Annotated in this window: 14 protein-coding genes; 12 read left to right on the top strand and 2 right to left on the bottom strand. The window is 54.6% G+C overall.

Going from position 1 to position 19,547, the window contains the following annotated elements:
• Positions 1-55 precede the first annotated feature (55 nt).
• Complete coding sequence (locus FDX22_RS13960; protein ID WP_146717358.1) at positions 56-1,648, top strand: amidohydrolase family protein; 1,593 nt, start codon at positions 56-58, stop codon at positions 1,646-1,648.
• Positions 1,649-1,726: 78 nt separating this feature from the next.
• Positions 1,727-3,013: an MFS transporter gene (locus FDX22_RS13955; protein ID WP_146717357.1), complete on the top strand. Its 1,287-nt coding sequence runs from the start codon at positions 1,727-1,729 to the stop codon at positions 3,011-3,013.
• Between the two features lie 110 nt (positions 3,014-3,123).
• On the opposite strand, the gene FDX22_RS13950 is transcribed toward FDX22_RS13955, so the two are convergent.
• Together FDX22_RS13950 and FDX22_RS13945 are read right to left on the bottom strand one after the other, a co-directional pair.
• Positions 3,124-4,263 (bottom strand): hypothetical protein, encoded by a 1,140-nt coding sequence (locus FDX22_RS13950; protein WP_146717356.1) that lies wholly within the window; start codon positions 4,261-4,263, stop codon positions 3,124-3,126.
• Positions 4,264-4,885: 622 nt separating this feature from the next.
• Positions 4,886-5,740, bottom strand: coding sequence for a MurR/RpiR family transcriptional regulator (locus tag FDX22_RS13945; RefSeq protein WP_096756047.1), 855 nt, complete (start codon positions 5,738-5,740; stop codon positions 4,886-4,888).
• A 292-nt stretch (positions 5,741-6,032) separates the two neighbouring features.
• Here FDX22_RS13945 and FDX22_RS13940 point away from each other — a divergent pair, with 292 nt between their 5' ends.
• From FDX22_RS13940 to iolB, 10 genes are all read left to right on the top strand, one after another.
• Positions 6,033-7,538 (top strand): CoA-acylating methylmalonate-semialdehyde dehydrogenase, encoded by a 1,506-nt coding sequence (locus tag FDX22_RS13940; RefSeq protein WP_115257691.1) that lies wholly within the window; start codon positions 6,033-6,035, stop codon positions 7,536-7,538.
• An 11-nt stretch (positions 7,539-7,549) separates the two neighbouring features.
• A complete protein-coding gene (iolD, locus tag FDX22_RS13935) occupies positions 7,550-9,475 on the top strand; it encodes a 3D-(3,5/4)-trihydroxycyclohexane-1,2-dione acylhydrolase (decyclizing) (protein WP_146717355.1) in 1,926 nt (641 codons plus the stop codon).
• A 340-nt stretch (positions 9,476-9,815) separates the two neighbouring features.
• Positions 9,816-10,802: an inositol 2-dehydrogenase gene (gene iolG / locus FDX22_RS13930; protein ID WP_137400250.1), complete on the top strand. Its 987-nt coding sequence runs from the start codon at positions 9,816-9,818 to the stop codon at positions 10,800-10,802.
• Between the two features lie 38 nt (positions 10,803-10,840).
• A complete protein-coding gene (locus FDX22_RS13925) occupies positions 10,841-11,770 on the top strand; it encodes a substrate-binding domain-containing protein (protein WP_096756051.1) in 930 nt (309 codons plus the stop codon).
• A gap of 176 nt (positions 11,771-11,946) precedes the next feature.
• Complete coding sequence (locus tag FDX22_RS13920; protein WP_096756052.1) at positions 11,947-13,494, top strand: sugar ABC transporter ATP-binding protein; 1,548 nt, start codon at positions 11,947-11,949, stop codon at positions 13,492-13,494.
• An 11-nt stretch (positions 13,495-13,505) separates the two neighbouring features.
• Positions 13,506-14,534, top strand: coding sequence for an ABC transporter permease (locus FDX22_RS13915; RefSeq protein ID WP_096756053.1), 1,029 nt, complete (start codon positions 13,506-13,508; stop codon positions 14,532-14,534).
• 10 nt (positions 14,535-14,544) lie between these two features.
• Positions 14,545-15,678, top strand: a complete 1,134-nt coding sequence (locus FDX22_RS13910) for a Gfo/Idh/MocA family protein (RefSeq protein WP_146717354.1) — start codon at positions 14,545-14,547, stop codon at positions 15,676-15,678.
• A gap of 12 nt (positions 15,679-15,690) precedes the next feature.
• Positions 15,691-17,595 (top strand): 5-dehydro-2-deoxygluconokinase, encoded by a 1,905-nt coding sequence (gene iolC, locus FDX22_RS13905; RefSeq protein ID WP_146717353.1) that lies wholly within the window; start codon positions 15,691-15,693, stop codon positions 17,593-17,595.
• Positions 17,596-17,609: 14 nt separating this feature from the next.
• Positions 17,610-18,500: a myo-inosose-2 dehydratase gene (gene iolE / locus FDX22_RS13900; RefSeq protein WP_096756056.1), complete on the top strand. Its 891-nt coding sequence runs from the start codon at positions 17,610-17,612 to the stop codon at positions 18,498-18,500.
• Between the two features lie 9 nt (positions 18,501-18,509).
• A complete protein-coding gene (iolB, locus tag FDX22_RS13895; RefSeq protein ID WP_117343227.1) occupies positions 18,510-19,328 on the top strand; it encodes a 5-deoxy-glucuronate isomerase in 819 nt (272 codons plus the stop codon).
• Positions 19,329-19,547: the final 219 nt, after the last annotated feature.

Raw genomic sequence — 19,547 nt, 5'->3', positions numbered from 1 at the left:
AACCCTCTTACCCTACAGGCGGTGCAGTTTATCTGCACCGCAATGGAGAATTACGATGAAAACCATTTTCAAAAACGGAAATGTGATCGATGGGACGGGCAGCGAAGGCAGGATTGCCGATGTGATGGTTGATGACGGTCGTATTGTGGCGATCGGCCAAATTGATGCTGGTGTAAATGAACAGGTTATTGATGCAACAGGAAAAGTAATTTGTCCTGGTTTTATTGATACCCACACACATTCTGATTTGTCGGCGATTATTAATCCCGCGCTGTCGGCAAAAATTCGTCAGGGTATTACCACGGAATTACTCGGACAGGATGGTGTGGCACTTGCACCGTTGCCTGAGGAATATATTCCGGCCTGGCGTAAAAATATTGCCGGACTGGATGGCGATACCGACAAAATTGACTGGAAATACAAGAATACGGACGGTTATCTCAATTTGTTGGCCTCTCGTCACCCGGCCACTAACCTTGCGTATCTGGTCCCGCATGGCAATGTACGTATGGAAGCGATGGGGCTGGATGGGCGACCTTCCACCCGTGAAGACGTGGCCAAGATGTGCGAGGTCCTCGAACGGGAGTTAAAGGCTGGAGCATTTGGCCTGTCCACCGGGCTTATCTATATGCCGTGCGCTTTTGGCGATACCGCTGAGATGATTGCGCTGTGCAAGGTCACGGCGAAATACAACGGGATCTTCGTGGTGCATCAGCGCAGTGAAGCCGACGACATCATCAACTCCACCCAGGAACTGATCGATATCGCTAAAGCAACCGGCGTCTGGCTGCACATTTCGCATATGAAAGTCTGCGGCAAGAAAAACTGGACGCTGATTGATCGGATGCTGGGCATGCTGGAGCAGGCGCAGGAAGAGGGGATCCGCATCTCTTTCGATCAGTATCCATACGTCGCGGGCAGCACCATGCTTGGCGTGATCCTGCCACCGTGGGTTCACTCGGGTGGAACCGACAAGCTGCTTGAACGTCTGGCCTCGCCTGAGCTGCGGGAGAAGATGATCGCTGATATTCAACAGGGCATTCCGGGCTGGGATAACTTTATTGATTTCGCCGGTCTGGATCAGATTTTTGTTACCAGCGTGAAGACAGAAAAAAATCAGGATGCCGTTGGCCTGAACCTCGTCGAGTTGGGTGAACTGCGTGGTAAAGATCCGTACAACGCCACCTTTGATCTGCTGTTTGAAGAAGAAAATGCCGTTGGGATGGTCGATTTCTACGGCACGGAAGAACACGTAATTAAGTTCCTCTGCCGCCCGGAACAGAACGTCTGTACCGATGGCCTGATGGGCGCAGGTAAGCCGCATCCGCGCGTGTTCGGCGCTTTCCCTCGTGTTCTGGGTAAATATGTGCGGGAAGAAGGCTGTCTGACCTGGGAAGCGGCAATCCGTAAAATGACCGGAAAACCTGCCGACGTGTTGGGCTTGCAGGATCGAGGGCTGATTAAGGTCGGTTATGCTGCGGATATTGTGATGTTCGATCCGTACACCATTACCGATAAAGGCACATTTGTTGAACCTAATCAGTATCCTGAAGGGATCGAACTGGTGATGGTCAATGGACGTATTGCTTTAATTAATGGCATAGAGAGCTATGCCTGTAGCGGTACTGTTATTAGAAAACAATACTAATAAATAACGCGCAACACGCGTTGATCTCTCGCGACCATTTATAGCCGCGAGAGATCACTACACCCCAAGGACATCACAATGAACCAACAAGCATCTTTACCTTCAGGTAAACCAAAGACATGGAAAGCAAGATATACCGTCCTGTCATTAATCTGGCTGGCATGGCTGCTTTCTTTTCTCGACCGTATGGTGATGAGCGTTTCATTACCGTATATCGGTAAAGATTTAAATCTTGATACCACGCAACAAGGTTTAATTATTAGCGCCTTCTTTATTGGTTACGCGGCATTTCAAATTCCCGGCGGTTTATTGGCGGATAAATTTGGCTCGCGTAAAATTATGGCCATTGGCATTGCCTGGTGGTCAATTTTCACCAGCTTAACCGGTGCGGTACTGACGCTTCCTCTGATGCTGGCCGTCCGCTTCTTATTTGGCATCGGTGAAGGGTGCTTCCCGTCTGCGTCCTGGAAGATGATCTCGACCTACTTCCCGTCAAAAGAGCGTGGTCGTGCAACGGCGATTCAGTCGACGGTGAATACCTTAGGCCCGGCGCTGGCGGTGGTGGTTGCGGCGAGCATCATCGGGGCATTTGGCTGGCACATGGTCTTTATCGTGCTCGGTATTCCCGGTCTGTTTATTGCGGCGGGTATCTATTTCTTTACCCGGGACAACCCGAAAGATCACCCGGCTATTACGCAGCAGGATCTGGCGGAACTGGCGGCTGACGATCAAGGTAGCCAGCAAAGTACCCGTGCCGTTGCGTTCAAAGACGTGCTCAGAATGCCCGTGCTATGGCAGATGGCGGCTATCTGGTTCTTGTTTGATATCACCTTCTGGGGCTTCTCTACCTGGCTGCCAAGCTATTTGATCACCGTCCGTGAGTTCTCACTGGCGAAGACCGGTGTGATGGCGGCGATTCCATTCCTGTTTGGCGCATGTGGCACATTGATCGGTGGATATTGCTCCGACAAATACAAGTCGTTGCGTAAGATGTTCTACGTTGTGACATCCGTTATTGCCGCAGGTTTCCTGTATTTGACCTTTAGCGTAAGCAGCGCGGATATGGCGGTGGTTTACCAGTGTATTTCAGCACTGTTTATGTTCTTCGCCATGGCGACATTCTGGGGGATTTTGATGGACACTATTCCCAGCAACATCATGGGTCGCGCATCCGGCATCGTTAACTTTGGTGGACAAATGGCAGGGGTGGTTTCCGCACCGGTCATTGGTTGGTTAATCCAAAGCAGCGGCGGCAGCTACAACAGCGCATTTATCTTTATGATTGCGGCATTGATTTGTTCGGCAGTGGTGACGCTGACCGTGAAAAACTCCCACGCTATTGGTGCATTACCCAGTCAAGCCTGATTAATGTTTGTCTCCTGTGGCTCTGGTGTGCCAGAGTCACAGGGGGGCCGGCCGCGTTCCCTACTGATGTGTTTTGTAGTTTACGCATGACGTTCACGTGCACTGGTGCACTAAATCAATCTCTTAATTGAATTCTCTAATGAAAATAACACAGGGTGTTTTAAACCACAAAAATAAGACGTAGCGTTGTTTATTTTCTCCAGGTTGGGATAGGTCATGCCGTTTCTATTTTTAGAGAAACATGCAGTATAGACATCCATATGGTTTAACACTTCAGTATTTAATGGTCTGGCCTTTGTGTATATCTCTGTGGCGAAAGCACTGCACTGACTACAGTTGCAATGACATGTGGCGTAATCAGTAGAGATGATACAATTATCATTGTCTAGGTTAAATCCTAATTTCCTTCGTCGAGTATAGGCATCCATTATTCCTCTGGCTTCATGTTTCAACAACATGTTTGCCCATTCACCTCTTTTTAAATAGGGTGATAATATATAGCTCAGTAACAAGATAGTTCTTTCATTTACCGTAGGGTAGACGTTTACGGTGTTCATTTGTTTAGTTTTGATGATGAAATAGGAAGCTATTATAAAACCAAGACAACGGGCGGTACCGATTTCCAGATCTCTATTTCGTTTGTGTGTAGTGTCATTACCGCTTAAGGGCATAAGTGAGTTTTCGAAAGCTAAAAAATCAGCAATAAACGCCATAGTTCTGATGTAGGACGGTTGATGTCCATTGTGCTGAAAAAACGAATGATGACTGCATATTAGATGAACCAGTTCATGAAAAAAAACAAAGTTCATAAAAGATTTTGCTGTGTTCAGTGCGACGTCTACTGATTGAGTATCAACTCTATTGGCAATCATACATAGAGCCGTATCTGCTAATGCCGTGTGCTTAAAGATCGTGGATAAATCGAGGCTGATATTTAAGTTGTAGGTTCCTGCAACAATAATTACCCAAGAGTAGAATCTCCGGTTAATTGCAATAAATGCAGTATCATCTTTGATATTTATCTGGACTAATGGTTCATTCTCATAAACAAACCCCCAAACAGATGTTCGCACAGGGATTAAGGCGTTTTGTCCTAGCCAGGCGTTGAGTGTTAAATCAAGCTCAGTAAAAGAATACCAGGTAATATCGGTGTCAATATCTGCCGGGGAACACCAGGACTGATAGGGCCATGAGTCAGGTATTTTATCGGGGAAAATAACATTGTTTAATGATTCTCGTATTTGATTCATTTTACTCTACACCATCAATCAATTGCTTCGTTTGCTACCAGCAAGGCAACATGCGTTGCAATTCTGGTATCCTGTTTTTCTCCTTAAATGATGAAAAAGATGCTTGTTCGAAATTGCTATCACCCGAAAGTATGAAAACGCATATCGCTGATATGTTTTCTGTACAACGAACGATGGTGTCCAGGCGGTTCGCTCATGGGATATTCCTGCTATATATATGCGTAAAAACAAGTGTAGAATATTTATTCATGGAAATAAAATGCACAAAAAATCAAATATTGGCAACGTATTGAAAAATAATATTTGTTCACATTATCAATCTTATAATATATAGGAATATGTCGTTTTTCTGGGCGGTTAAGGTGCTTAACCGCTCAGGATTCTCCGCGGCACGACCGCGCATTCTGCGGCCCTGTGAGAGAACCGCAGTCTGACTCGGACCATGTTGAACGATGGAAGAGATAAGACACAGGCCTATTACGCTATGCCGAACGCTCTTTGCAAGCATTGCAAGGATTAGATCAGCGCGTAAGATGATTGCGCTCGCGGCGTGCCAGATACCTGTTTATTGGACAACATGCTATCCGGCATTCGTCGCGGTGGAACGGCCTGGTTGCCATACTTACCCAGCAGAACGGCTTTTTTCGTTGCTGCCATCACCTAATTTGTACGCCAGCGCTACCACTAACGATTGCACCAGACACAGCGTGGCAGACTGCGATCGAAAGGCGTCGACCTGCGCCTCTTTCACCACAAAGCAGAGATCGCTGAACGTTGCCAGCGGGCTGATCTGGCTGTCGGTAATCACAATCTGGCGAGCACCGGCATTCGCTGCCGTTTCACTGACCATGACGGTCTCTTCTGCGTAAGGCGAGAAGCTAATCGACACTACGATATCGTTCGCTTTAATGCGGTTTATCTGTTCGCGCAGCATTCCCCCCATCCCGTCGAGCAGAATAGGGCGGCACTCAAGATGGCTCAGTGCGTAGGTGAGATAGGCGGCTACGCTAAAAGAGCGTCGTAAACCAGCGATGTAAATCGTGTCGGCATCTGCCAACAGTTGTACTGCACGTACCAGCATTTCGGGTTCAGCGCGGGCCGCCAGCTGCTGTAAGGCCTGCGCATTCGAACGGGCAAATTCCTGCAGGATGTCCAGCGGGGTTTCCGGCACCGCTTCACTTTCCATTTCACGAAACAGTCGTGCGCGGTCGCTGTAGCTGGCGGTCTCTTCCACCAGGTTCATACGAAACAGCTGTTTCATTTCGTTGAAACCGGAGAAGTCAAAGGCATTAGCAAAGCGGATCAGCGTCGATGGTGGTACTCCGGCACGCTCGGCAATGACGGCAACCGTATCGAAGGCCACGCTATTGGTATTATCCAGCACATAGCGGGACACCTGCTGCAGCCTCTTGCTCAGGCTATCGTAGCGATCGCGGATTTGCTGCTGCAGCTCGTTCAGGCTGGTTGCTGTCGTCATTTTACCTCCTGTTACATCGTTTTATGATTCTAAACGCAAAGCCGCGTCTTTTAAATGTTGATGATTCAATTGCTGTTAAAAATGAAACAAAAGCTTCAATCCTCTCTTCGCGTGAAATACACGGATAGCCAGATTATTCTGGCAATGCTGCTTGTTAACATAAAAATCCATCCTTGATCACATTAATCAATATTTGTTTTATTTCAACTTAAAATGGAATATTTGTTTCATATATAGTACACAGAGAACAGTGTTCAGGTAACAGCCACGTATCAACAGCGAGAGGTTAAGGATGGAGACGGTAGCGAATTTTATTCACGGCGAATGTGTCACCGGTTCAGGCCAGCGTGTGCAGGCAATCTTCAACCCAGCCACCGGCGAACAAATCCGCCAGGTGGTGATGAGTACGGTACAGGAAACCGAGCAGGCCGTTGCGGCGGCGCATGAAGCCTTTCCTGCATGGGCGCGCTATTCTCCGCTAAAGCGTGCGCGAGTGATGTTCCGCTTTAAGGCTTTGCTGGAAGAGAACATGACGCGACTTGCCCGCTTAATCAGCGAAGAGCATGGCAAAGTGTTCTCTGATGCCGTCGGCGAAATCACCCGAGGTCTGGAAGTGGTGGAGTTTGCCTGTGGCATTCCTCACCTGCAAAAAGGTGAGCACTCAGCCAACGTGGGAACGGGCGTCGACAGCCATTCGCTGATGCAACCGCTCGGTGTGTGCGTAGGGATTACGCCGTTTAACTTCCCGGCGATGGTGCCGATGTGGATGTTCCCCATCGCGCTGGCGACCGGCAACACCTTTGTGCTGAAGCCGTCGGAAAAAGATCCTTCTCTGGTGCTCGAACTGGCAAAGCTGCTGCAACAGGCGGGGCTGCCGGACGGTGTGTTCAACGTGGTTCAGGGCGATAAAGCGTCGGTAGACGTGCTGCTGACCGACCCGCGGGTTCAGGCCGTGAGCTTTGTCGGTTCAACCCCCATAGCCGAATACATTTATCAAACTGCATCGGCTCACGGTAAACGCTGTCAGGCGCTCGGTGGGGCAAAAAACCACTGTATTTTAATGCCGGATGCCGACATGGAGATGGCCACCAGCGCCATTATGGGCGCAGCTTATGGCGCGGCAGGGGAACGCTGCATGGCGCTTTCCGTCGTCCTGGCCGTCGGCGATAAAACGGCAGATGAACTCTGTGCCCGACTGGAACAACAGATTGCGGCGCTGCGCGTCGGGCCGGGCCTTGACCAGACGCCGGAAAATGAAATGGGACCGCTGATCTCCTCGGTGCACCGCAGTAAAGTACTCGGCTATATTGATAGCGGTGAATCTCAGGGTGCCCGTTTGCGCGTTGACGGTCGTGGCTTTAGCGTCAAAGGTCATGAGCAGGGCTACTTTGTCGGGCCGACGTTGTTCGACAAGGTCACGCCAGAGATGACCATCTATAAAGAAGAGATTTTTGGACCGGTACTTTCTGTGGTGCGGGTAGCAGATTACGCCAGTGCGGTGGAACTGATTAACCGTCATGAATATGGTAATGGCACGGCTATCTTCACCCGTGACGGCGGCTGCGCGCGTCGTTTCTGCGAAGAGGTTCAGGCCGGGATGGTTGGGGTAAACGTCCCGATCCCGGTCCCGATGGCGTTCCACAGCTTTGGCGGCTGGAAACGCTCTATCTTTGGTGCGCTTAACGTTCATGGCAACGACGGCGTGCGTTTCTACACCCGAATGAAAACCGTCACCGCACGCTGGCCGGAAATGCAGCAGGACACGGGCGCGGCGTTCTCCATGCCGACGCTGGGCTGACAGGAGGAGCTATGCAAACCGAACGTATGACCATGGCCCAGGCGCTGGTCAAATTCCTCAATCAACAGTATGTCTGCGTTGATGGACATGAAACGCCCTTCGTGGAGGGCGTGGCGACCATCTTTGGTCACGGTAATGTGCTCGGAATCGGCCAGGCGCTGGAGCAGGATGCCGGGCATCTGAAGGTGATGCAGGGATGTAATGAGCAGGGAATTGCGCATATGGCGACAGGGTTCGCCAAACAGCATCGCCGACAGCGTATTTGGGCCGTGACATCGTCGGTAGGTCCCGGAGCGGCCAATATGGTGACGGCGGCGGCAACCGCCACGGCGAACCGCATTCCGCTGCTGCTGTTGCCGGGGGATGTTTACGCCAGCCGCCAGCCGGACCCTGTATTACAGCAGATTGAGCAGTATCATGATCTTAGCATCAGCACCAACGACTGCTTCCGTCCGGTCTCTCGTTACTGGGATCGTATTAACCGTCCAGAGCAGTTAATGAGCGCAATGTTAAGTGCGATGCGAACACTTACTGACCCCGCAGATACTGGCGCAGTGACGATTTGCCTGCCGCAGGATGTGCAAGGTGAGGTCTGGGAGTATCCGCTTAGCTTCTTCGCGCGCCGTGTTCACTACATTGAACGCCGACCGCCTGACCCTCAGCGTCTGGAGAGGGCCCGGGCGCTGATTGCGCGTAAACAGCGCCCGCTGGTGGTGTGCGGTGGTGGCGTGCGTTACGCCGGCGCACATGAGGCGTTTCGTACGTTTGTCGAGACGCTGCATCTGCCGTTTGCTGAAACCCAGGCCGGAAAGGGCGCGCTGGTAAGTGACCACCCACTTAACCTGGGCGGTATCGGCGTGACGGGAGGTATGGCGGCGAATCAACTGGCAACCCAGGCCGATCTGGTTATTGGCATTGGCACTCGTCTCACCGACTTTACCACCGGTTCGAAAGCCTTGTTCTCGCACCCGGACGTGGAATTTCTGCTGCTGAACGTGGCGGAATTTGACGCTTTAAAGCTGGATGCTACCGCGCTGATTGCCGATGCCCAAACCGGGTTGACCGCGTTAACGCAGGCCATGACGGCGTATCGTAGCCGTTGGGGAGATGAGATTGCTGTCGCGCAATCGGCCTGGCGCGAAGAGCGCCAGCGTTTATGGACGCGCGACTGGCGTCCTGATGATGTGCCCGAAGTGGCAGGGCATCTTGATGCGCAACTGGCGGAATATGGCGACACGCTCAACACCCGCCTGACCCAGACGCGGGTACTGGGGCTTATCAACCAGCATATTGAAGATAACGCCATTGTGGTGGGCGCGGCCGGTTCGTTACCGGGGGATTTACAGCGACTCTGGCAAGTTAAAACGCCGGACAGCTATCACCTGGAATACGGCTATTCCTGTATGGGGTACGAGATTGCCGCCGCCGTCGGGGCCAGGCTGGCAAAACCACAGCAGCCGGTGTACGCCATGGTGGGCGATGGTTCGTACATGATGCTGCACTCTGAGCTGCAAACTGCCGTGCAGGAGGGCATAAAAGTCACCATTCTGCTGTTTGATAATGCCAGCTTTGGCTGCATTAACAATCTGCAGATGGGCCATGGGATGGGCAGTTTTGCTACCGAAAATCGCCATCGCAACCCGCAAACCGGGCGGCTGGACGGGCCGCTGGTGAAGGTCGATTTTGCCCAAAATGCCGAAAGCTACGGCTGTCGTGCGTGGAAGGTTCATGATGAGCATAGCCTGCTGGCGGCACTGGCGGCATCACGTGCGCATCCCGGCCCGACGCTGCTGGACATCAAGGTACTGCCGAAAACCATGAGCCATGATTACGCCTCATGGTGGCGAACCGGCGATGCGCAGATGGCTGAATCACCTGCGGTACGCCAGGCCGCAGAACAGACGCTAACGCAGCTGAAAAACGCCCGTCAGTACTGAGGTAGAGTCATGCCGGATGGCGCTGAGCTTACCCGGCCTACGGACTATGGTTAACGGCCGGATAAGGCATTAGCACCGCCATCCGGCAATCCTCCATAACGAAATTTTCATTTCATTTCTCCTGGTTTTTCACACGTCGCCCTCTTCCCGACCGGAAGAGGGCGAATGTCCCTATCTGGCACCCGTCGATGTTGTGATATTGATAACAGATTTTGTCTCACTTATCTCAAAAGTGTTAACCCGCACCCAAAAACATAATTTTCACTATTTATAAAAATGAAATAAATGTTTTATTTATAGTGTCGTTAGTTTATCGCATTCACCAACACCGGGAGCCGTTATGTTTAACATTGCTTTACTGGGCGCTGGCCGAATTGGCCAGGTACATGCAGCTAACATTGCCAGTCACAGTGCCACCACACTCTGGTCCGTTGTCGACCCGAATCAGGAATTTGCCACCCGTCTTGCCTCGCAATATCAGGCCCGTCTGCAGAGCCTGGATGAGGCGATGACTGATCCGAATGTTCATGCCGTGCTGATCGCCTCCGCCACGGATACCCACGCGGATCTGATTGAACTGGCTGCCCGTCACGGCAAGGCCATCTTCTGCGAGAAACCGGTACATCTGGACCTGGCCCGCGTTCGCGATTGCCTGAAAGTGGTCAAAGAGTACGACGTACCGCTGTTTATCGGTTTTAACCGCCGCTTCGATCCGCAGTTTCGCCGCGTGAAAACGGATGTGCTGGCCGGGCGTATCGGTAAGCCGGAATCCCTGCTGATCATTTCCCGCGACCCGTCACCGCCGCCGGCTGAATATGTCCGTGTGTCCGGCGGGATGTTCCGCGATATGACTATCCATGATTTTGATATGGCGCGTTTTATCATGGGAGAAGAGCCGGTCTCGGTATACGCCCAGGGCAGCAACCTGGTCGACCCGGCGATTGGTGAAGCCGGGGACATCGATACCGCGTTTATCGTCCTGAAATATGCCTCTGGCGCGATGGCGACCATCGTCAACAGCCGCCGCTCTGCTTACGGTTATGACCAGCGCCTGGAGCTGCACGGCTCTGAAGGGCTGCTGTGTGCGGGCAACATTCTGGAAAATCAGGTGCAGCACTATGGCAAGAACGGCTGCACCAGTGCCCTGCCGGAACATTTCTTCCTGCAACGCTACAAATCAGCTTATGCCGCGGAATGGGAACATTTTGTGGCCGTGCTGCGTGGCGAAGCGGTCCCGGATTGCAGCGGTGATGACGGTGAGCGTGCGCTGTACCTCGCGGATAAAGCGCTGGAATCCCTGCACAGCCAGCGTGAAGTTCTCCTCTGATTGTTATACCCAACCCCCCTACACAGAGAGACATAATAATGAAAAAACTGATCTTAGCTGTCCTCATCGCCATGACCTCCGGGACAGCAATGGCTGAAAACGAACAGATCGTGTTCAGTACGCCAAACCTGGCGATGCCGTTTGAAGTCCACATGCAGCGTACGGCGGTGAAAGCCGCAAAAGAGATGGGCGTAAATCTACAGGTTCTTGACGGGCAGGGTAGCTCGCCGAAGCAGGTCGCTGACCTGGAAAACGCCATCACCCGTGGGGCGCAGGGATTTATCGTCTCCCCCAATGATGTTAACGCCGTCTCCAGCGCGGTAGATGAAATCCAGGATGCAAAACTGCCGGTTGTCACGCTTGATCGCTCCGTTGACAGCCAGAAGAAAGTGCCGCACTTCGGTGCCAACAACTACAAAGGTGGCCAGGTGATTGGCGACTTTGTGAAAACCAAATTCCCTGAAGGGGCGGACATTATTCTGCTCACCGGCCAGCCGGGATCGTCTTCCAACATTGAACGGACCAAGGGTATTCGCGACAGCCTGAAAGCGGGTGGCGAAAAGTACAAGATCGTCGCCGATCAGACGGGTAACTGGATGCGTTCTGAAGGGATGCGCATTGTTGAGAGCGTACTGCCTTCGTTGCCGAAACGTCCGCAGGTGATCCTCTCCGCTAACGACGACATGGCGCTGGGGGCCATTGAAGCGCTGCAAGCCCAGGGGATGAAACCCGGTGAAGTGCTGGTAACGGGCTTCGATGCGGTGCCGGAAGCGCTGGCGCGTGTGCGTGATGGCTGGATGGCGGTGACGGCGGATCAGCGTCCTGGCTTTGCGGTCACCACGGCGATGAGCCAGCTGGTCGCCAACGTGCGTGAGAAGAAGCCGATCACCGGCGCGGACTATCCGCCAACGCTTATCACCAAAGAGACCCTGCAGCAGGCTGAGCGTATTAACGAGGCCGGTAACTAATTTATACACGTCATCCTTCAAGCTGCCTCTGTGTTGGCTGCATCTGCTCACTCCAGTCACTTACTTGAGTAAGCTCCTGGGGATTCTCAGACTTGCCGCCTTGATGCAGCTTGAATGATTTTGTGTATATCTGGAGCCGCCGTTACGGGGGCTCACTCTAAAGGAGGAGCAGGCTGATGTCGCAACCCTTACTGAATGTGACCGACCTGGCAAAAAGTTTTTCCGGTGTCTGGGCGCTGAGCAGCGCGCAATTGACCGTTGGGGCAGGTGAGATTCACGCGCTGCTGGGTGAAAACGGCGCAGGAAAATCGACCTTGCTGAAGGCGCTGGCGGGCGCGCAGCCGCAAACTCGCGGTGATATCTGGTTCAACGGTGAAACGTTGCCGGTGGATGATTCCCCCGTTGAGCGGCAGAACAAGGGCATTATCACTATCTATCAGGAATTTAACCTGCTGCCGAATATGACCGTCGCCGAGAATATGTTCCTCGGACGTGAACCGCGCAAACGCAATCTGATTGTTGATGAAAAGGCGGTGAATCAGGAAGCGCAGGTGATTCTGGATTATCTGCAGTTGAACGTGGCGCCAACCACCGCAGTGGCTCGCCTGAGCGTGGCACAACAACAAATGGTGGAAATTGCCCGCGCGCTGACCCTCAATGCGAAGCTGATCATCATGGATGAGCCTTCTGCCGCACTGAGCGACAGCGAAGTGGAAAGCCTGCATCGGGTGGTGCGGGAGCTCAAAAGCCGCGGCGTGAGCATTATTTATGTCACCCACCGTCTACACGAAGTGTTCCAACTCTGCGATCGGTTCACCGTTTTCCAGGATGGCCGCTTTACCGGCAGCGGCGAGGTTGCCCAGACCACGGTAGAACAGCTGATCCGCCTGATGGTTGGGCGTGACGTGGCGTTTAATCGTCGCCCGCCGAGTGAAACCCATCATCAGGACAAACCTGTCCGCCTGGCGATCAAGGGATTAAGCCGCGTGAAACCGCCGCTGGATCCGCACGGCATTGCGCTGCATGACATCAGCTTTCACGTCCATGCCGGAGAAGTGTTAGGCATTGCCGGGCTGGTGGGCGCCGGGCGCACTGAAGTCGCGCGCTGTCTGTTTGGTGCCGACGCCTTTACCTCTGGCACCTTTGAACTGGATGGTGTGCCGTACCTGCCGCGCGATCCGCTGTATGCCCTGGATCAGGGCGTGGCGATGGTCCCTGAAGATCGCAAAAAAGAGGGCGCGGTGCTGGGGTTGTCGATTCGCGACAACCTGTCGCTCTCCAGCCTCTCTTCTCTGTTGCATTGGCGCTGGTTCGTCAACACCCGCAAAGAGGATGCGCTGATTGAGGCTTATCGCCAGGCGCTGCAGATCAAAATGGTCAATAGCGCCCAGGAAGTGCGCAAGCTCTCCGGTGGCAACCAGCAAAAAGTGATTCTGGCGCGCTGCATGGCGCTCAATCCCCGCGTACTGATCGTTGATGAGCCGACGCGTGGCATTGATGTCGGCACTAAATCAGAGGTGCATCAGGTGCTGTTTGAAATGGCGAAAAAGGGCGTGGCGGTGATTGTTATCTCCTCCGATCTGCCTGAAGTAATGGCGGTTTCCGACCGGATAATCACCCTGAGTGAAGGTCGTGTGACCGGCGAGATCCACGGCGATGACGCCAACGACGAGCGGCTGATGACGATGATGGCCATCAACCACAACGCCCTGAACGCGGCATAACGGAGTTTCTCATGACGCAGATGATTTCTAAAACGCAGGTTCCGGGTAAACGTGCCGGACGCCTCGATCCCATCGCCTTTTTTGAGCGCTTCGGCGTGCTGATTTTTATGATCCTGCTGCTGATTTTCTTCCAGTTGCAGAACAGCAATTTTCTCTCTGAACGTAATATTTTCAACATTCTGACCGAAGTGTCGATCTACGGGATCATGGCCGTAGGGATGACCTTTGTCATTCTGACCGCCGGGATCGACCTGTCGGTGGGGTCCATTCTCGCGGTCTGCGCCATGACCGCCGCGTATGTGATTAAGGGCGACAACTTTACCACCGTTGACCCGAACGCCTGGGGCGGCCTGAGCTGGCTGGTTGGGCTGGGGATTTGCCTTGCGATGGGCACCGCGATTGGTTTTCTGCACGGACTCGGCGTGACTCGCCTGCGCCTGCCGCCGTTTATCGTCACCCTGGGTGGGATGACCATCTGGCGCGGCCTGACACTGGTGGTAAACGACGGTGCGCCGATCGCCGGTTTCGATGCGGGTTACCGCTGGTGGGGACGCGGCGAGCTGCTCGGCATTTCCATTCCTATCTGGATCTTCGCGCTGGTGGCTATCGGCGGCTATCTGGCGCTGCATAAAACCCGCTGGGGTCGCTTTGTGTACGCCATTGGCGGCAACCCGGAAGCGGCGCGTCTGGCGGGGGTCAACGTCAAACGGGTACTGGTGAGCGTCTATGTGCTGATTGGCTGTCTTGCCGGGCTGGCGGGCTTCATTCTCAGCGCGCGTCTGGGCAGCGCGGAGGCGGTGGCCGGGATCTCGTTTGAGCTGCGCGTTATCGCCTCGGTGGTGATCGGCGGAACGTCGTTAATGGGCGGATACGGACGGATCGGCGGCACCATTATCGGCTCAATCATCATGGGTATTCTGATTAACGGCTTGGTCCTGATGAACGTCTCGGCTTACTACCAGCAAATTATTACCGGGTTAATTATCGTTCTGGCGGTGGCGTTCGACACCTATGCCAAGAGCCGTCGCGGCGCATTGTGAGGGATAAATAATGAAAGAGGTACGCATTGGATTGATTGGCACCGGGTATATCGGCAGGGCGCACGCCATCGCCTATGCCCAGGCGCCGACGGTGTTCAACTTGCGCGGCAAGCTGGTGCGCGAAATGGTTGCCGAAGTCACGCCGGAGCTGGCGGCGCAGCGGGCGCAGGCGTTTGGCTTTAACCGTTCAACCGGGGACTGGCGCGCGCTGGTGGCAGACCCTGCCATCGATGTGGTGGATATTTGTTCGCCCAATCATTTGCACAAAGAGATGGCGCTGGAGGCGATTCGCCACGGCAAGCACGTCTACTCGGAAAAGCCGCTGGCGCTCAATGCGCATGACGCCTACGAGATGGTTGAGGCGGCGAAGCGGGCCGGGGTGAAAACGCTGGTGGGGTTTAATTACATGAAAAACCCGACGGCGAAGCTGGCGAAAGAGATCGTCGAGCGCGGTGAGATTGGTGAGGTGATCCACTTCTACGGCACCCACAACGAAGACTATATGGCAGACCCACTTTCGCCCATTCACTGGCACTGTTTTAAAGAGACCGCAGGGCTGGGAGCGCTCGGCGATCTGGCTGCGCATATCGTCAACATGGCCCAGTATCTGGTCAGTGATATTCAACAGGTCTGCGGTGATTTGAAAATTGTGGTGCCGGAACGCCCGGCGCAGGCCGGTTCATCGCAAAAGGTGGCGGTGGAAAACGAAGATCAGGCGCACGCGATGGTGCGTTTTGCGGGCGGTGCACAGGGCGTGATTGAAACTTCTCGCGTCGCCTGCGGGCGCAAAATGGGACTTTCGTATGTGATAACCGGGACCAAAGGGACCATCAGTTTTACCCAGGAGCGTATGGCGGAACTGAAGCTCTATCTGCATGACGATCCGGTGAATCGCCAGGGATTTCGTACGCTGCTGGTGGGGCCTGCGCATCCGGACTATGCCGCATTTTGCCTGGGGGCGGGGCACGGTATCGGCTTTAACGACCAGAAAACGGTGGAAGTGCGTGATCTGGTCGACGGCATCGCCGCCGATGTGCCGATGTGGCCGGACTTCGAAGAGGGCTGGAAGGTGTCGCGCGTGCTGGACGCCATTGCGCTCTCACACCGGGAAGGCCGCTGGCTGAACGTGAACGATATTGTCTGAAGAGGTATCAACGTGGAAAAGCAGTTTGATGTGATATGCATGGGCCGCGTGGCGGTTGACCTCTACAGTCAGCAGATTGGTGCGCGTCTGGAGGATGTTTCCAGTTTTGCTAAATACCTTGGCGGCTCGTCAGGTAATGTGGCTTACGGCACGGCGCGCCAGGGGCTGCGCTCGTCAATGCTGGCGCGCGTGGGTGACGAGCATATGGGCCGTTTTCTGCGCGAAGAATTACACCAGGTAGGATGCGATACCAGCCACCTGATAACGGATAAAGAACGCCTGACGGCGCTGGTACTACTCGGCATTAAAGACCGGGACACCTTTCCTCTTATTTTTTACCGTGACAACTGCGCGGATATGGCGATTGTCGCCAGCGATGTGGATGAACAGTACATCGCGTCTGCCCGCTGTCTGGCCATCACCGGGACCCATCTTTCTCACCCGCAAACCCGCGACGCGGTGCTGACCGCGCTCGAATATGCCCGCCGTCACGGCGTGCGTACGGCACTGGATATCGACTATCGCCCGGTGCTATGGGGGCTGACCTCATTAGGCGACGGCGAAACCCGTTTTATTGCCGCCGAGCAGGTAACGCGTCAGCTGCAGGACGTACTGCATCTTTTTGATGTGATTGTCGGTACCGAGGAGGAGTTTCATATTGCCGGTGGCAGCACCGATACGCTGCAGGCGCTGGCTCAGGTGCGGGCAGTGAGTAAGGCGACGCTGGTCTGCAAACGTGGGGCGCTCGGTTGTTCGGTATACACCGACGCCATTCCACCGCAACTGGATGACGGCCTGACGGTGACCGGCGTGCGCGTGGAGGTGCTCAACGTGCTGGGCGCGGGCGATGCGTTTATGTCCGGCCTGCTTCGTGGCTACCTTAACGATGAAGGCTGGGAGCAGGCCTGTCGCTATGCTAACGCCTGCGGCGCGCTGGTGGTATCGCGCCACGGTTGCGCCCCGGCCATGCCGAGCAAACTGGAGCTGGATGATTATTTATCTCGGGCTGACACGGTGCCACGCCCGGATATCGACCCGCGTCTTAACCATCTGCACCGCGTCACCACGCGTCGTCGGGAATGGCCGGAACTGTGCGTGATGGCCTTCGATCACCGCAGCCAGCTTGAAGAGATGGCCTTGCAGTGTGGCGCTTCGCTAAAACGCATCCCGGCACTAAAACAGCTGATCTTACAGGCCAGCCGGGAAGCGGCGAGTTGCACCGGGCTGGATGGCAAAGCCGGGCTGTTGTGCGACGGCACGTTTGGTCAGGATGCGCTGAATGCCATCACCGGTGAAGGGTGGTGGATAGGTCGCCCCATCGAACTGCCGGGCTCGCGTCCGCTGGAGATGGAGCACGGTAATATCGGCACGCAGCTGATCAGTTGGCCGGAGGAACACGTGGTGAAATGCCTGGTCTTTTTCCATCCGGAAGATGCTCACGCCCTGCGTCTGGAGCAGGAGCAAAAAGTCGCGGAGGTGTACCACGCGTGCTGCCAGTCCGGGCATGAACTGCTGCTGGAAGTGATCCTGCCCGCCAGCATGCCACGCAGCGATGAGCTCTATCTGCGCGCCATTTCCCGCTTTTATAACCTGGGGATTTACCCCGACTGGTGGAAGCTACCGCCGCTCTCTTCTGCGGGCTGGACGGCGCTGAGCGAGATCATTGCACGTCGCGATCCGCACTGCCGTGGGGTAGTCATTTTAGGGCTTGATGCGCCGGCCGATCAGCTCCGTGCTGATTTCAAAGCCGCTGCGGGTCAGGCGCTGGTGAAAGGGTTTGCCGTGGGACGGACATTATTTGGCGATGCCTCCCGCGCCTGGCTGAAACACGATATCGACGATGCGCAGCTAGTGGCGCGTATTCGGGACAACTACCTGCAGCTTATCGCCTGGTGGCGCGAGCGCGGACACGCATAATTCAGGAGAAGAGAATGACGGTACAATTAGGCATTAATCCACTGACATGGACCAACGACGATCTTCCTTCACTTGGCGCTGAGACTTCGCTTGATACCTGTCTGAGCGAAGGCAAAGAGGCCGGGTTTGCCGGGTTCGAGCTAGGTAATAAATTCCCGCGTGAAGCGCGCTTGCTGGGACCGATCCTGCAACGCCACGACCTGCAACTGGTTTCCGGCTGGTATTCCGGTCGCCTGTTGGAGCGCAGCGTGGAGGAGGAAATTGCCGCCGTGCAGTCACACCTGACGCTGCTACGTGAGCTGGGTGCGAAGGTGCTGGTGTTCGCTGAAGTGAGCGGCTGTATTCATGGCGAGCAGCAGACGCCGGTTCATCTGCGTCCGCGATTCCCGCAGGAGCGCTGGCAGGAATACGGCGAGAAGCTGACCGAGTTTGCCCGCTATACCCAGCAGCAGGGCGTACAGATTGCCTATCATCACCATATGGGGACAGTGATTGAGTCCGCTGAGGATGTGGATAATCTGATGACGCATACTGGCAATGAGGTGGGACTGCTGCTGGATACCGGCCATCTGACGTTTGCCGGTGCAGACCCGCTGGCGGTGGCGCAGCGCTGGGCATCGCGTATTAATCATGTTCACTGTAAAGATGTGCGGGCCGACGTGCTGGCCGACGTGAAAAACCGTAAAACCAGCTTCCTCGACGCGGTCCTGAGCGGCGTCTTCACCGTGCCGGGCGACGGTTGCGTGGACTACCCACCGATAATGGCGCTGCTAAAGGCAAATCAGTATCAGGGTTGGCTGGTGGTGGAGGCAGAGCAGGATCCGGCTATTGCGCATCCGCTGACCTATGCACGTCTGGGCTATAACAATCTTAGCCGTCTGGCGCGGGATGCCGGGCTTATCTGAGGAGGCAACATGTCACGTTTATTATCACCCTGGCAGCCGCCGAATGTGCAAGGGCGTACCCAGTCGGTGACGCCGGAAGGGGCGGGCTGGGGATATGTGGGCTTTGAGGCGTATGAACTGGCGGAGGGGCAGCAGCTGACGCTGCCCGCCGTCAGCGAAGAACGTTGTCTGGTGCTGGTGGCCGGACGCGCGACCATCAGCACGCCGGGGGCAACGTTTACCGATATCGGCGAGCGCATGAGTCCCTTTGAGCGCATCAAGCCGTGGGCGGTTTACGTGACCTCTCAGGAAGCTGTACAGGTCACCGCGCTGACGACGCTTGAGCTGGCGGTGTGCGCTGCACCGGGGAAGGGTACGTACCCGACACGACTGATCGCCCCGCAGGATATCGACGGTGAAGCGCGCGGCAAGGGAAATAACCAGCGCTATGTGCATAACATTCTGCCGCAAGACAAACCTGCCGACAGCCTGCTGGTGGTCGAGGTCTGGACCAATGAGGGATGCACCAGTTCGTACCCGAGCCATAAGCACGATACCGACAATCCCCCACAGGAAACCTATCTTGAGGAGACGTACTACCATCGCCTCAACCCGGATCAGGGGTTCTGCATGCAGCGGGTGTATACCGACGACCGGACGCTCGATGAGTGTATGGCAGTCTACAACCGCGATGTGGTGATGGTGCCGAAGGGCTATCATCCGGTGGCCACCCTGGCAGGCTATGACAGTTACTACCTGAACGTGATGGCCGGTCCGGTGCGTCAATGGATGTTCACCTGGGAAGATGACCACGCATGGATTAACCGCGATTATCCTGCGGATAAATAGGGGAATGAGTTTGGTGATTATGGTTATCAGCGAACGTTAGTTGCTTTTATTCTCTGGAAAATCTGTTTATTGGGTCATTGCCCTGGATTCCAAGGCAATGACATGACCGGTGCAAAAAACTGCCATTGCCGGGTTTCCATAGTTTTAGGCACCTCAAAAACAATAAAGCTTTATGAGGCACCTAACAAGGTGTCTAAAAGGTCCGGATTTAATGAGTTG

The sequence above is a fragment of the Citrobacter sp. TBCS-14 genome, assembly GCF_005280805.1.
In the GTDB taxonomy this organism is placed as follows: Bacteria; Pseudomonadota; Gammaproteobacteria; order Enterobacterales; family Enterobacteriaceae; genus Citrobacter; species Citrobacter gillenii.
The sequence above is the reverse complement of the archived record's forward strand: the minus strand, read 5'-3'. Positions and strand labels throughout refer to the sequence as shown.

Excerpts from the sequence above, each read along its gene's own strand:
- FDX22_RS13960 (WP_146717358.1), top strand. The coding sequence starts at position 56 with ATGAAAACCATTTTCAAAAACGGAAATGTGATCGATGGGACGGGCAGC.
- FDX22_RS13955 (WP_146717357.1), top strand. The coding sequence starts at position 1,727 with ATGAACCAACAAGCATCTTTACCTTCAGGTAAACCAAAGACATGGAAA.
- FDX22_RS13950 (WP_146717356.1), bottom strand. The coding sequence starts at position 4,263 with ATGAATCAAATACGAGAATCATTAAACAATGTTATTTTCCCCGATAAA.
- FDX22_RS13945 (WP_096756047.1), bottom strand. The coding sequence starts at position 5,740 with ATGACGACAGCAACCAGCCTGAACGAGCTGCAGCAGCAAATCCGCGAT.
- FDX22_RS13940 (WP_115257691.1), top strand. The coding sequence starts at position 6,033 with ATGGAGACGGTAGCGAATTTTATTCACGGCGAATGTGTCACCGGTTCA.
- iolD (WP_146717355.1), top strand. The coding sequence starts at position 7,550 with ATGCAAACCGAACGTATGACCATGGCCCAGGCGCTGGTCAAATTCCTC.
- iolG (WP_137400250.1), top strand. The coding sequence starts at position 9,816 with ATGTTTAACATTGCTTTACTGGGCGCTGGCCGAATTGGCCAGGTACAT.
- FDX22_RS13925 (WP_096756051.1), top strand. The coding sequence starts at position 10,841 with ATGAAAAAACTGATCTTAGCTGTCCTCATCGCCATGACCTCCGGGACA.
- FDX22_RS13920 (WP_096756052.1), top strand. The coding sequence starts at position 11,947 with ATGTCGCAACCCTTACTGAATGTGACCGACCTGGCAAAAAGTTTTTCC.
- FDX22_RS13915 (WP_096756053.1), top strand. The coding sequence starts at position 13,506 with ATGACGCAGATGATTTCTAAAACGCAGGTTCCGGGTAAACGTGCCGGA.
- FDX22_RS13910 (WP_146717354.1), top strand. The coding sequence starts at position 14,545 with ATGAAAGAGGTACGCATTGGATTGATTGGCACCGGGTATATCGGCAGG.
- iolE (WP_096756056.1), top strand. The coding sequence starts at position 17,610 with ATGACGGTACAATTAGGCATTAATCCACTGACATGGACCAACGACGAT.
- iolB (WP_117343227.1), top strand. The coding sequence starts at position 18,510 with ATGTCACGTTTATTATCACCCTGGCAGCCGCCGAATGTGCAAGGGCGT.